Source organism: Limnobacter thiooxidans, from assembly GCF_036323495.1.
Taxonomy (GTDB): domain Bacteria; phylum Pseudomonadota; class Gammaproteobacteria; order Burkholderiales; family Burkholderiaceae_B; genus Limnobacter; species Limnobacter thiooxidans.
The window spans coordinates 2,954,941-2,968,067 of record NZ_AP028947.1 but is presented as its reverse complement, the minus strand read 5'-3'; the positions used below and the strand labels follow the sequence as shown (position 1 = coordinate 2,968,067).

Here is a 13,127-nt window from a genome sequence, read left to right as displayed (position 1 = left end):
GGGGGACAGGGAAATTGACACTGATTTTCCATTGAAAAACCGACCATGGGGTCTCTCGCAAAAACTCAGGATCGACCAGATAAAAACAAAGAATATTTTGAATTCAAGGCGCCTGTTGTTGGCACAATTTTACAGTCCCTGCACCGTCCCGCAAGAACGTCCACTTCCAAAAGCACAAAAGGCAGTTGCAAGTCATTTGCAAACTGCCTTTTTTACAACTGTTTGAGAAAGGGTGAAGCTTACTCTGCGTTTTCAGTTTCCCTTAAAACGGCTGAAAGATGATTCCGGGCTTGACCCAGTTGTTCCAGGTCGGCCTTGCAGGCTTTGCGGAACAGCTCTGCACATTCGGTTTCGCCCGCTTCTTCTGCATCAGAAATGTATTGCTCATAGGCCTTGACTGCCTTGGCTTTGTGTTGAACAAAGCTCACCCAGTTGTAAGCCATATTGCTGAGCGATTTGTTTTGTCCGTTGGAATCCATGTCAGCCCGGTTGTTGTCTTGATCCTGGCCGGACTCTTCAAGGTCATCATCCTGATCGCCACGACTTTCCTTTCCAATGCTCTGAAAGCTGCGTTCTTCATTGCCCTCGTCGTTGGATCGATCGTTGGAACTGCTTTTTTCCCATTGCTTTTCCATGCTGTTTTCTCTCCGTGAACATATGTTGGTGAAAAAGAGAAGACGCAACAGCGTCACAGAAGAATTTAGTTCAACGAAGACGTGATGGATGTAGGACAGGCGTGACACCATTTGTGGGACATGTCTGGCTTGAATATAGGAAATTTGGAATTGCAGCGCATGTAAATCGCGCTTAGGATTTCTATCGAAGATTGCTTGAGCAGATCTTTTTTGAATTTGGGGGCTGGTGCCGAGGGCGGGAATCGAACCCGCACGATATCTCTACCACTGGATTTTGAGTCCAGCGCGTCTACCAATTCCGCCACCTCGGCAAGCCCACAATTATGGCAAAAAAAAAGTTTTAATACAACACCCCGGATCACAAATTTGTGTTTATTTTGAAAATGGGCGAAAAGTGCCCCTCTCGTGGGATTCAAACACGATCAGCAAGCGGGGATACTTTGCACAATAGATCACACTTTTCGGGCCACACGGCGATGTCTTTTAAATGGAAATGGCTCCTGACTACATTTGTCGCCCAGCTGATGTTGGGCGGCATTTTCACGAGTATTCAATTCCTGCACATGGGCAATGTGGCAGAACGTGAGCTCCAGAAAACCCGTGAAAGTTTTCAGGCTGAGTTGACGCGGGCCAACATGGCCAGCGACACCTATTCCATCAATACTGTGTCGTCGATTGTTCGGGATTTTTATACGCGCTACAAACCCACTGCGGTGTGGATCAACGCTGAAAACCGCATGGTGTATACCTTGGGGCAGGTTCCTAAAAGTTCTGAAGACATTGATCCCGCGCTGGTTTCCGCATTCACCTTGCCCACGCAAGGGCACCAGCTAATGGTTTTGTTTGATGAGCAAGAGGTGTACCGCAGCAGAGACGAGATGGTTTTCTACCTGGTGGGTGTATTTCTGCTCAGTGCAATTGCCTGCGCCATGATCCTGTTTGGTTTGAGCAATACCCTGTCGGCTCGACTGGAAGACCTGCGGACCAAGGCCATGGAGTTGCAGTCCGGGCAAATTGAATCGCGCATACAGGTCACTGGACGCGATGAAATCTCTTGCTTGGGTGCAGCGTTCAACAGCATGGCGCAAGCGATTCAAGCGCAAATGAAGGCCATGGAAAACAGCCATGCGCGGTCTGTTTCCGAAAAAAACAGGCTGGATTTGTTGCTTTCGTCACTGGGTAGCGGCGTAGCGTATCTGGATGAACACTTCAATGTGCTTTACACCAACAAGGCCTTGGCCAAAATGCTGCGGCTGGAATCAATCAATCCGGCATCGGCAAAACTGGAGCAGGTGTTGCTCAACGCAGGTGTGGTACGCGAACAGCGGATATTGCTCAAGGACCTCGTAACCGACTATTTTCGCAACCACGAAATGCCCATCGAATTGAATTTCACCGACGGCCGGGTACTTCAATTCCGCTTCGCGGTGTACAACGACAAAACGCAGGGTGCCCATGCGGTATTGATTGTGGAGGATGTCAGTATCCGCAAGAATGTGGAAGACCTTCGCAACGAGGTGGAGCGCGACCCGCTGACCGGTATCTTGAATCGCCGTGGCTTCGACATCACGCTGGAAACCCGCTTGTCTCGCTTGTTGCCCGGGGAAACCCTGGGTTTGATGTTTCTGGACCTTGATGGTTTCAAGGCTGTGAACGACACGCTGGGCCACAAGGCCGGCGATCAAATTCTGAAAACCAGTGCCAGCCTGTTGAAGGGCGCCACACGCAACGTGGACCAGGTGGCGCGCCTGGGTGGCGATGAGTTCGCAATCATCGTGGCACGGTGCAATATCCAGTTGCTCAAGAACATTTCGGAGCGGATTATTGAATCGTTTGCTTGTGACAAGCTCTTGGTGCGGATTCGTCAAAATCATGGATTGACCGTGTCATGCAGCATTGGTGCAGCCATGCACCCGCTGCACGGCAGCTCATTTCAAAAACTGCTGGAAATCAGTGACGAGCAAATGTACCAGGCCAAGAAGGCCGGTAAAAACTGTTATCGAATTGCAGGTGTCAGCGCGACACCCGAGCCGCTTGATTCCAGTGTTTGAGTTGGTTTGCTGTGTGTTTTCATGGTTAGTCCCAGTGTCTAAGGCTGCAATTAGTCGGTAGCCTTCTAGCAACCCAATTGGAGACAACACCATGAACATTGTTTGGCTGGAAAGCGAAACCGTACGCACCCCTTTGCCGCGCCCTGAATGCGCGCACACCTGGACGGAATACCCCTTCACAACGGCAGACATGCTGAAAGAGCGCATCAAGGACGCTGAAATTCTGATCATCAACAAGGTTAAAATTGGACCCGTCGAACTGGGCTATGCACCCAAACTGAAAATGATTCAGCTGGTGGCCACCGGCACAGATAATGTGGACAAGGTTGCTTGTGCAGAGCGTGGGATCAAGGTCAGCAACGTGATCAACTACGGCCCGGAATCTGTGGCCGAGCATGCAATGGCCTGTATTTTGCAACTGACTCGGCGGGTGCCTGAATGGCAAAGCCAGGTGCATGACGGCACTTGGAGTGCGTCGCGGTTTTTCTGCCTGCACACCTTGCCCATGCGCGGTTTGCATACCCAAACGCTGGGTGTGCTGGGCAGCGGTGCCATTGGTGGCAAGCTGATCGAATTCGCCAAAGCGTTTGGCATGACCGTGCTGCACATTGAACGCCAGGGGGTCGCAACACCTCGCGACGGCTACGTGACCTTTGAACATGGTTTGGCCCACAGCGATGTGCTCAGTCTGCACTGCCCCTTGAACGATCAAACACGTGGTTTGATTGGCCCTGATACATTGCCAAAGATGAAGAAGGGTGCCATTTTGATCAATACCGCGCGTGGAGGCCTGGTGCAGTTCGAGGCTTTGAAGCAGGCCATCGAAAGCGGGCATTTGGGTGGCGCCGCACTGGATGTTCTGGATGTGGAACCACCCCCACGAGATCACCTGATGGTGCAATGGCACCACCCGCGTTGCATCATCACACCCCACGTGGCTTGGGGCACTGAAAGTTCGCAGGCCAATGCGGGCCGTTTGGCGGTCAAACACGTGGATGAATTCATCGCCGAACATCTCTGAATCGACAGACACCGCCAGCTGTTGTATGAAAAGTACATTTGCTGCACCCAGCCGGTGCAGCAAGTGAATTTAAGTCCGCTGCACAAATAATAAGCATCAAATGGGCTTAGAATGCGTGCATGACACAAACTGAACCGAATACCATCAGCGCGGCAGAAGAGGCCGCCCTCGCGAACGTCACTTTTGCGGACTTCGCGCTGCACCCCGACATTCAAAAAGCAATCGACGCGCAAGGCTACACCCAGCCGACCCCAATCCAGGCGAAAGCAATTCCGGTCGTGTTGACCGGTGTGGATGTCATGGGTGCTGCTCAAACAGGTACCGGAAAAACCGCTGGTTTCTCCTTGCCGATTTTGAACCGCTTGATGCCGCTGGCCACGGAAAACACGTCGCCCGCCCGTCACCCCGTTCGTGCCCTGATTTTGACGCCTACCCGCGAGCTGGCTGATCAGGTTGCAGCCAATGTGCACACCTACGCCAAATTCACGCCATTGCGTTCAACTGTGGTGTACGGTGGTGTGGACATCAACCCCCAGATTCAGGCGCTGCGCCGCGGTGTTGAGCTGGTGATTGCCACGCCCGGTCGACTGTTGGACCACGTCCAACAAAAAAGCATCAACTTGGGCCAGGTTCAAGTGCTGGTGCTGGACGAAGCAGATCGCATGCTGGACATGGGCTTTTTGCCTGATTTGCAGCGCATTATCAATTTGTTGCCTAAAACTCGGCAAAACTTGCTGTTTTCTGCCACTTTCTCCCCAGAAATTCAAAAACTGGCCCGAAGTTTCATGGTGTCGCCCACTTTGATTGAGGTGGCCCGACGCAATGCAACGTCCGAGAACATCAAGCAGGTGATCTTCGCGCTGGACAGCGAAGAAGACAAACGCATGGCCGTTTGCCACCTGATTCAGACCAAGGCCCTGAGCCAGGTCATCGTGTTTTCAAATACCAAGCTGGGTACGGCCCGACTGGCGATTTATCTTGAAAAGCAGGGTGTGTCCAGCACTGCAATTCACGGCGACAAAACGCAGGCCGAGCGTACCAAATCGCTTGAAGCGTTCAAAGCGGGTGAAGTCACCGTGCTGGTGGCCACTGATGTGGCTGCACGTGGTTTGGACATTGCCGACCTGCCCTGCGTGATCAACTATGACCTGCCCACCACGCCTGAAGATTATGTTCACCGCATTGGCCGTACTGGCCGCGCGGGTGCCAAAGGTACAGCGTATTCATTCGTTGTAAAACGCGATGAACGCGCCTTGAAAGACATTGAAAAGCTGATCGGCAAAGCCTTTGTTCGCGAAGAACTTGAAGGCTTTGTTCCAGGTGCGCGTGCACCCCGTGAAGAACGTGCTGGTCGGGATGGACGTGATGGCCGCACAGAAGGACGCACCGAGAGTCGCTACGAGGGACGTAGCCAGGAAGGCCGTTCAGACCGCAGACCCCCCCGAACGTCTGATGATTCAGCCCCAGCGCGTGAGCGCCGCCCGGCCAGGGACATGTCGTACCAGGGCGCGCGTTTCAACGACAACGCCCCGATTCACCGCGATGCGGAATACGAGCGTTTGCGCGCCAAGCTGGCGCAAACCCGTGTGAAAGACAACTTGTTCAATCAGCCTTACCAGGAATCCAAGGAAGACAAGGCGGCAGGCGATCAGGCCTCTGCCCAGCAGTCCAACCTGAGCAACAAGGCCAAAAACAAGAATTCAGCGCCCGTGGCGTTTTTGCTGGGTGGTAGCCCCCGCAACTGACGCAATCAGGCACTGTGTCCCTACAATTTCCGTGCGGCCTGTGCTGCCCGGTAATTGGCCCAAACCGGAATTGCCAAATCAAGCCACTCGGTTGCCGATGTGGCTTTTATTTTGTCCAGTCCAAAGTGCTGCCACACCGCATTCAAGTTCAGCACCGGCTCGTGTTCAGGCACAGCCTGTGCCCCGGTCTGTTTGGAAAGCTTTTGCCCATCCTCAGCCAATATCACTGGCAGGTGCCAATACGCAGGGGGTGTGCCTTGCAGGGCTCTCCACACCGCGATTTGTCGTGCGGTGGTGTCGGTCAAGTCTTCACCCCGGACAATGTGGGTGACCTTGCTGGCCAGGTCGTCAACCACCACGACCAGGTGGTAAGCCCAAAAGCCGTCTCCCCGTTTCAGAATAAAATCGCCGCTGGTTTCGCTTAGCCGGTCACTGAAATGGCCCAAGCGGTGGTCGTGCCAATTGATAGGCTGGTTGGGGCATCGAAAACGAACGGCCCGCATTTCCCGACCTTCCGGCATGCCTTGTCTGCAGGTGCCGGGGTAAATGCGGTTTTCACCGTGGGTGCGGTTGGCATTGGCTTCGTCAATTTCCTTTCGGGTGCAGGCGCAGGGATAGGTCAAGTTGTCGCCTTGCAGTATATCCAGAGCAGTTTGATACACAGCATGCCTTTGCGATTGCACCCACACGTCGCCTTGCCAGTTCAAGCCATGTCGCCTCAGTGTGTGAACAATGTGTTCGGTAGACGCAGCGTTGCAGCGGTCTTGATCAATGTCTTCTATACGCAGCAGCCATTGGCCTTGGTGCACTTTGGCGTCCAGATAGCTGGCCAGCGCCGTGGCCAGTGAACCGAGGTGCAATGGGCCGGTGGGGGAAGGTGCGAAGCGACCGATGTAGTGGGGTGTGGTGGGCATGGACGCTTAAGGGTTCAGGCGGGCGGTTGAAAGTGAAGCTGAACCGTGGCCAGGTGGCGCGTCCACCAGTCCAGCGCCTTGCCCTGGCTGCCGCGTTGCCACGCAAAACAAAGGTTGCTTTGGCGGGTTGTGTCTTCTGTGGCCTTTACAATCAGGCGGCCATTGGCCACATCCTGTTCAATCAGGTTCCAGGGCAGCCAGCCGCAGCCTAACCCAGCCAGTTGCGCCTGCACCTTGGCTTGCAAGTTGGGCACGGTCAGTACGGCCTGCCCGCTTTGCAGGCCAAAGGTGACCGGCTTGAAGTTGCGGGACGTATCCCCAACAGCCACCGCGCGGTGCTGGCGTATGGTTTCGATGCACACGGGTTCCGGCTCTGCCGCCAAGGGGTGCGTGGGGGCCACGGCAAACACGAACACCGACTGCCCAAGGCTTTGAATGTGCAGGCCAGTAGCGGTGGCAAACTGGTTTTGATCCAAGCGGCTGCCGATCAACAGGTCTGCCCGGCCCGAATACAGTGCTTCCCAGGTGCCCGACAGCACTTCACTTGAAAAGCGAAGGCGGGTGGGGCTTTGTAGTTGATCGAATGCGTCGATCCACGCGATGGTTTGTTCAAACGGCACCACTGAATCCAGCACGATGCGCAGTTCGGCTTCCCAGCCGCTGGCCACGGCTTTGACCCTCTTGGTCAGTGCTTCTGAGTTTTCGAGCAACTTGCGGCCTTCTTCCAGCAAAGCCTGCCCAGCGGGCGTTAACTTGGCCTTGTGGCCCGAGCGGTCGTAAATCAGCACATCCAGGCTTTCTTCAAGCTGGCGCAGTTGGTAGGTAATGGCAGAGGGCGCTTTGTTCAAGGCCAGGGCAGCGGCTGCAAAACTGCCCCGGGCTTCAATCAGTTCAAGCAGTGCGAGGCTGTCCAGGTTGATGGTCATGGGTTCAAATTTTTTGAATAAGTCCGTCAAATTCTACGCCTTGTTTGGGCGTGCTGCACCACCTACACTGGGTTCATCATTCAACAGGAGGTTGAACATGTTCCAGATCAGAAAATCCAATGAACGCGGTTACGCCCAGCACGGCTGGCTTGAAAGCTATCACAGCTTTTCATTTGGCAGTTATTACGACCCCAAGCATATGGGGTTTGGCCCCCTGCGCGTTATCAACGAAGACTGGGTACAGCCCGAAACCGGCTTTGGCACCCATGGTCACCGCGACATGGAAATCATCACCTACATGCTGGGTGGTGAATTGAGCCACAAAGACAGCCTGGGCGGTGGTTCAGCCATCAATCCCAATCAGATCCAGCGCATGAGCGCGGGCACCGGTATTCGCCATTCTGAAATGAATGCGCACAAAACGGATGTGGCGCACCTTTTGCAAATCTGGATCGAGCCTGCTGTGAAAAATGTGGAGCCTGGTTACAAAGATCACGATCTGGATGTGGCCAGCATCACCGGACAATTGGGCTTGATTGTGACGGGCGACAAGGCTGAGGCGGAAGCAAAGAACATCGCCTTTATCTACCAGGACGCCAAGATGTATGCTGGCCGTTTGAACCAGCAAAGCGTGCACCGCGAACTGGACCCCCAGCGCAAAGGGTACCTGCATGTGGCGCGTGGCGAATTGACCGTGGGCAATGTGTTGCTGCAGACCGGCGATGCCTTGATGGTGAGCGGCGAGCGGGAATTGAATTTTGACGTGAACGACCAAGCGGAAGTGCTGTTTTTCGACCTGCCTGCTTGAACTTACAACACAGGAGTTTTGACATGACACAAGTTGCAGTTGTTTATCACAGCGGTTACGGACACACAGCCAAGGTGGCGCAAGCTGTTCAGCAAGGTGTGGATGCTGTGGATGGGGTGACCAGCCACCTGATTTCCGTCAATGACGTGAATGACGTGAATGACGCCACCTGGGATGTACTGGCCAAAGCCGATGCCATCATTTTTGGCTCGCCCACTTACATGGGCGGTGCTTCGGCCGACTTCAAAAAGTTCGCAGATGCGTCCAGCAAGGTTTGGTTCAGCCAAGGCTGGAAGAACAAGATTGCCGGCGGCTTCACCAATTCCATGTCCATGAGTGGCGACAAGCTGAGCACGCTTCAGTATTTCGTCACCTTTGCCATGCAACACGGCATGATCTGGGTGGGCAGTGCAACACCGGGCGCCCAGAAGCCGGGTGATGTGAACGAGCTGAATCGTGTTGGTTCTTGGGTGGGCGTGATGACGCAATCCGACAACGCGCCTGCCGATGTAACGCCACCGGCTTCCGACCTTGAAACTGCGAACATTTATGGCAGCCGGGTTGCCGAGTTTGCAAAGAAAATGTCGGCTTAAAGTATTGGATGGTTTGATGGTGCTTTCCGGGCAACTTCTGGTTCATGCCTGGAAAGCACTCTGTTTGAACGCGCCTGTTTCAGCAGTTGTTTTTGGACACACCATAAATAATTCCGGATATCAATGTTGCAGTAGTACCCAGCGTAAAGCCCAATGAGCCCAGAGAGGCCATTAGTCCACCGACACCCATGGATGCCATGCCCGCCGCCCGCGCCGCGCCTTCTTCCTCTTCAGCCACCGAGCCGCCTCCCCACAGGCAACCGCCCAGAATTACGCCACCCAGGCACGCACCCGTTGTTGCGCCTGAAATGACCAGGGCGCGTTTCGCACTTGCTATGTTTTTGAGTTGGTGCGGGCTGCATCCCTCCTCATTCAGCAAGCTTCTGTTTTGCAAGCCGCTTGTGTCCGATCCTTCATGCAAAGCCACAATTGCCGTAGTTAAAGCGCCAGCGATACTTGCTGCAGCCAGCGTTGCAATTTTTGCCCGGGCCAACGTCCGATTGTATTGGGGCGCTTCGGGTTTTTGCGCTTCGATGTCCATGGTGTGTTGCGGGGCAACTCTTAAAGCCAATGCATTCGAGCTGGTAGTCATTTTGATTTCCTGTGGTTGTTAAGGGTCGTTGCAGTACAGCACAGGGATGAGCAAGAGTGGCTTGTGTACTCCTGCAGAGGTAACTCGGTTCCGAACTTAGGTAGGGGTGTTTTTACAAAGCGATACTTCAGTTGTTTTGGGCAAAATTCAATTGGTCCGCTTTGTATGACATTCAAGAGTCACAACCTTGGTTCCTGGTGAAAAAAATCAAGTCTTGCTCAAGCAAGCTGCGGATCTGATTTTTGGACGAAAAATTAAATGAGGGATACCTAGCGAGCGATGCGGTGTAATCCGTTTGAGCGACACAACCCATATGAAGTTTTTTGATCCCTGTAAGTTGTCTCCACTTAAATTTGGAGTCCATTGAATGCGGTGTCGGTTGTTGTCTCATGTGATTGTTGGCGTGCTTTTCTTGAATGCGGTCAGTGCTGCGCAAGCAGACATACCTCTCAAGGTTGAAGAAATTCTGACTGACCAAGGTCGTTATCGATTGGAGCTCACCGGCACCTATTCGAATAGTGACCAGACGGGTTTGTTTGTTGGTGAGCCCTTGCTGATTCAAACTGGTCCAACTTCATTTGTGGTCATACCTACCCAAATAGGCCAAATTCAAAACAATACGGATACTTTGGTGGGGTCATTGGGACTTCGCTATGGTGTAACTTCCAAAACTGAAATCACTTCCCGTGTGTCGTATTTGTTCAATGAGAGTCGACAGGTTGGTGCAACGGGGTTCAGTAGCCAGTCAGATTCTTATGTGGCTGACGCATGGGTGGGCATTTCCCATGAATTCAAAGGTGATGATCAAACACCTGCCCTCCTCGGGTTCGGCGAACTCGCCTTGTATGAAAACCGTGGTTCAGGTTCAAGTAATTTGAAATCTACTTTGATTGGTTTGACCGCGTACAAGGCCATTGATCCTGTTGTGTTTGCAATTACTGCTGCGTACCGGGCAAGTGCTTCTCGCAATGAGAGCGGGGCAAACGTAAAGCCAGGAGCCATTTGGACGATATCCCCAACCGTCGTTTTTGCTGCGAATGACCGTGTGTCATTGAGCACGGGTTTTCAATGGACAGCAAAACAGGCGGATTCAATCAACGGCCAGTCCTTGTTTGCTCGTCGTACCCAAACCAGCTTGGTTTTGGGTGTTGGTTATGGCCTGCAAAAAGGATCCTCCATCAATCTTTCTCTCAAAGCGAATACTTCAGGTGGGCAGGGTGCTGACCTGAGGTTAAGTTGGCTGCAAACCTTGTAGGTTCAGCGACTTTTCTAACAGCACCCGGATTTATTTCAGGAAAAAATATGAAAAAGCTGAATAAGAGTCTTATCGCAACAATTCTGGTGGGAAGCGTTGTGACCCCCGCATTTGCAGAGCAGACGCATGCACAGGAATCGCCGGCGTTTGAAGCTGCGGATTATGCTTCTTTGTTTGACTCAGAGATAGCCAGAGTAGAAGTTGCTTCGCTGAGTGATGAGGAAATGAAGGAAACGGAGGGTGCTTTTTTTAATCCATATGGAGCTGCACTTGGTGCGGCGGCAGGCGGTGCTGGTTACGCTTATCGAACAGTGATCGGTGGTTCTCCTTGGTCTTGGTATTCTTTTGGCACTTCAGCGGGGGCTGGTTTTGTTGCGGGCTCCGGTGCCGGAGCGGTTGCTTCAATATGGGGGGCGAACGCTTATATGGCCTCAAGTTTGGTTGGTGGTGTAATGGATTATAACGGCTGGTAAAAAATGGCAGCGCATCTTAAAAAGTTAGCGGCAGCAGCTATTCAATGCGCTGCCATCATTTTGGCTCCCAGTTATGAAAACTGGTTGGGTTTCCTTCCTTGGATTTTTATAGTCTTTGGGTTTTTAGTTGTTGATATAGAAAAATCTGGAAAAATTTATCCCTATGACTCATTGTCTGTAAAGAGTTTTCTTTCTAATAGATGGATGGCATTTATTCTTATTTATATGCTTTGGCAGTCCTCTGCTTATGTTAGTGTTTAAAAATATCAAATTAATTTTTATGTGTGTAGTTTATAAAAATATTGAAGAAGGTTCAAAAAAATAAGATTGATTTTTAAAATAACAATTGAGTTTTTTAGGAAGGTATTTATAACTCCTTTTTCGTTGGAAAGTGCGGGATTTTATTTTTTCAAAAAATCAACGAGAAGGTCTAATGCTGCGAGTAAAAATCTTCGTCAATTGGTGTTTTTGATTCTGATTGGGGAGGGTTGTGATCTTTTTTGATTTTATAGTTTTGTTCCTAACTTTTTTGATGTCTTTTTGTGTGCTAAGCGGATGTTTATATCGTCTCGTGAAAGGTGATTTTTTTCGGTATTTATTTTTTGTAGCTGGGATTTCGCTTTTTCTTTATTTTCTGAAATTTGGCGTTTATTTAGATTATTGGAGTTTTTCGTTGTCAGTTTTTTTATTGGTGCTCTTCATTGGAATGTTTTTTTATGAAAGAAGAAGTTTTTTGATGCTTAAGAAGCGGTGAATATTTTTAATTTTTTTGTAATCGATTTTTTGTTTTAAATATTTGGGTGTAATTGAATTGATTTTTGATCAATTTTTTGATTTGAAATTTTTTTGTAGGTCATATGATCCATTGGCTATATCGTTGCTGATACTAGTGGGTTATCAGTTGTCTATGCCGCCGTATTCTGTGGTGAAGGTTTTATTGCAGTTTTTGGGTGTTGTTTCATTCTGGATATTGGTAATTGTATTCGATAATAAAATGTGCAAAACTGAGCCTGATGAAATTAAATGGATTTTTATTTTATTTTTTTCTGTGTTTCTTCATATATTTTTTTATCTGTGCAAGTGGTTGGAGCGACTTAGCGAGGTAAAAAAAGAGGGTTGAGTTTGAATGATATTTTCCTGATTTTTCTTGATGTTATAAAAAACCTGCTTGATAAGCAAAAAATAAGTTTTTTGATTTCAATTGTTTTGGTTTTTATTTTTTCTTTTGTTTTTTTTTTATTATTTGCGGTGGCTTGTCAAAAGAATTTGAGTTTGTTTTATGTTGTTTTTGTAAGTTCTCTTCTTTCTTTTTTTATGAGTTTTTTAGCGGCAATATACTTTTATCCATGGCGTATTATTTCAAAAAATTCGAATGATGATTAAAGGTAAAGATGCGTCTATTTATTTGAGTAATTTTTTAGACATTTTTCTAAATAAAAAATTGTTTTCATTTTATTTCGTTTTTCTTTTCCCGGTTAGCCTTTATGGACAAACAATTTTGTTAACTCCATCATCTGTTCTGACCTTGCAAGTAAAAAGCTGGAAGTCCATCCGTGATGAAGGCATCGTCAAGCAGGACCTCGATTACTCATGCGGTGCCGCCGGTCTGGCTACAATTCTGAATGAGTTTTATGGTCAGTCAGTTTCCGAAGAAGAGTTGCTGAAAGCTTTGGACAAAGGCGATGCCCGGGCTAGCTTTGCAGACATGCAGCGTGTGTTGCCCGCCTTTGGATTCAAAGCTCAAGGCTTTGCAGCAACATTTGACCAGTTGCTAAAGCTCAAAGCGCCTGTACTCGTCTACTTAAAGCACCGCTCCACAGAACACTTTTCAGTCCTCAAGGGAGTGGGTAACAACACGGTGCATTTGGCAGATCCGTCATTGGGGCATGTCACATTAAGCAAATCCCAGTTTTTGAACATGTGGAACAACCACGAGGCTGATGTAGATGACAATCTTCGCGGCCGCTTTCTGGCGGTACTCCCAGTCAAGCATGATGAAATAGACGTTATTCAAAACTATTTTAATCGAGCGCCAATACGGCGATCCCAGGCTGCGATGCTGCACTTGGCCCATCCTTCGTTCTAGTCCATGGATTGAACAAGCTCAATCGTTT

General features: G+C 50.2%; 13 protein-coding genes and 1 tRNA gene. 9 read left to right on the top strand and 5 right to left on the bottom strand.

Going from position 1 to position 13,127, the window contains the following annotated elements; translation table 11 throughout:
* Window positions 1-239: 239 nt before the first annotated feature.
* The gene (locus RGQ30_RS13495; RefSeq protein WP_338284508.1) at window positions 240-635 is read right to left on the bottom strand and encodes a hypothetical protein; all 396 of its coding nucleotides are present in this window, start codon (window positions 633-635) and stop codon (window positions 240-242) included.
* Between the two features lie 224 nt (window positions 636-859).
* A tRNA-Leu gene (locus tag RGQ30_RS13490) sits at window positions 860-946 on the bottom strand.
* A gap of 165 nt (window positions 947-1,111) precedes the next feature.
* Between RGQ30_RS13490 and RGQ30_RS13485 the strand changes: the two genes are divergently transcribed.
* From RGQ30_RS13485 to RGQ30_RS13475, 3 genes are all read left to right on the top strand, one after another.
* Complete coding sequence (locus tag RGQ30_RS13485) at window positions 1,112-2,686, top strand: GGDEF domain-containing protein (RefSeq protein ID WP_338284507.1); 1,575 nt, start codon at window positions 1,112-1,114, stop codon at window positions 2,684-2,686.
* Between the two features lie 91 nt (window positions 2,687-2,777).
* Window positions 2,778-3,707 carry an NAD(P)-dependent oxidoreductase gene (locus tag RGQ30_RS13480; protein WP_130557728.1) on the top strand — a complete coding sequence of 310 codons (930 nt, stop codon included), beginning with the start codon at window positions 2,778-2,780 and terminating at the stop codon, window positions 3,705-3,707.
* 119 nt (window positions 3,708-3,826) lie between these two features.
* On the top strand, window positions 3,827-5,452 hold the full coding sequence (locus tag RGQ30_RS13475; RefSeq protein WP_130557729.1) for a DEAD/DEAH box helicase: 1,626 nt from the start codon (window positions 3,827-3,829) through the stop codon (window positions 5,450-5,452).
* Window positions 5,453-5,472: 20 nt separating this feature from the next.
* Here RGQ30_RS13475 and gluQRS read toward each other — a convergent pair whose 3' ends face one another.
* Together gluQRS and RGQ30_RS13465 are read right to left on the bottom strand one after the other, a co-directional pair.
* Entirely contained in the window at window positions 5,473-6,366 is an 894-nt protein-coding gene (gene gluQRS, locus RGQ30_RS13470) for a tRNA glutamyl-Q(34) synthetase GluQRS (RefSeq protein ID WP_130557730.1), read from the bottom strand.
* A 14-nt stretch (window positions 6,367-6,380) separates the two neighbouring features.
* On the bottom strand, window positions 6,381-7,292 hold the full coding sequence (locus tag RGQ30_RS13465) for a LysR substrate-binding domain-containing protein (protein ID WP_130557731.1): 912 nt from the start codon (window positions 7,290-7,292) through the stop codon (window positions 6,381-6,383).
* A gap of 97 nt (window positions 7,293-7,389) precedes the next feature.
* Here RGQ30_RS13465 and RGQ30_RS13460 point away from each other — a divergent pair, with 97 nt between their 5' ends.
* Window positions 7,390-8,100, top strand: a complete 711-nt coding sequence (locus RGQ30_RS13460; protein ID WP_130557732.1) for a pirin family protein — start codon at window positions 7,390-7,392, stop codon at window positions 8,098-8,100.
* A 23-nt stretch (window positions 8,101-8,123) separates the two neighbouring features.
* Complete coding sequence (locus tag RGQ30_RS13455; protein WP_130557733.1) at window positions 8,124-8,693, top strand: flavodoxin family protein; 570 nt, start codon at window positions 8,124-8,126, stop codon at window positions 8,691-8,693.
* A 79-nt stretch (window positions 8,694-8,772) separates the two neighbouring features.
* Here the strand turns inward: RGQ30_RS13455 and RGQ30_RS13450 are convergent, their stop codons facing one another.
* Entirely contained in the window at window positions 8,773-9,285 is a 513-nt protein-coding gene (locus RGQ30_RS13450; protein WP_130557734.1) for a hypothetical protein, read from the bottom strand.
* Window positions 9,286-9,667: 382 nt separating this feature from the next.
* Between RGQ30_RS13450 and RGQ30_RS13445 the strand changes: the two genes are divergently transcribed.
* The 4 genes from RGQ30_RS13445 to RGQ30_RS13430 all read left to right on the top strand — a co-directional run bounded on the left by RGQ30_RS13445 (window position 9,668) and on the right by RGQ30_RS13430 (window position 13,099).
* Window positions 9,668-10,540 (top strand): hypothetical protein, encoded by an 873-nt coding sequence (locus tag RGQ30_RS13445; RefSeq protein ID WP_130557735.1) that lies wholly within the window; start codon window positions 9,668-9,670, stop codon window positions 10,538-10,540.
* On the top strand, window positions 10,522-11,013 hold the full coding sequence (locus RGQ30_RS13440) for a hypothetical protein (RefSeq protein WP_130557736.1): 492 nt from the start codon (window positions 10,522-10,524) through the stop codon (window positions 11,011-11,013). The genes RGQ30_RS13445 and RGQ30_RS13440 overlap by 19 nt, the downstream gene beginning before the upstream one ends.
* A gap of 3 nt (window positions 11,014-11,016) precedes the next feature.
* Complete coding sequence (locus RGQ30_RS13435; protein WP_130557737.1) at window positions 11,017-11,274, top strand: hypothetical protein; 258 nt, start codon at window positions 11,017-11,019, stop codon at window positions 11,272-11,274.
* A gap of 1,111 nt (window positions 11,275-12,385) precedes the next feature.
* Window positions 12,386-13,099, top strand: a complete 714-nt coding sequence (locus tag RGQ30_RS13430) for a C39 family peptidase (protein WP_338284506.1) — start codon at window positions 12,386-12,388, stop codon at window positions 13,097-13,099.
* Window positions 13,100-13,127 lie beyond the last annotated feature (28 nt).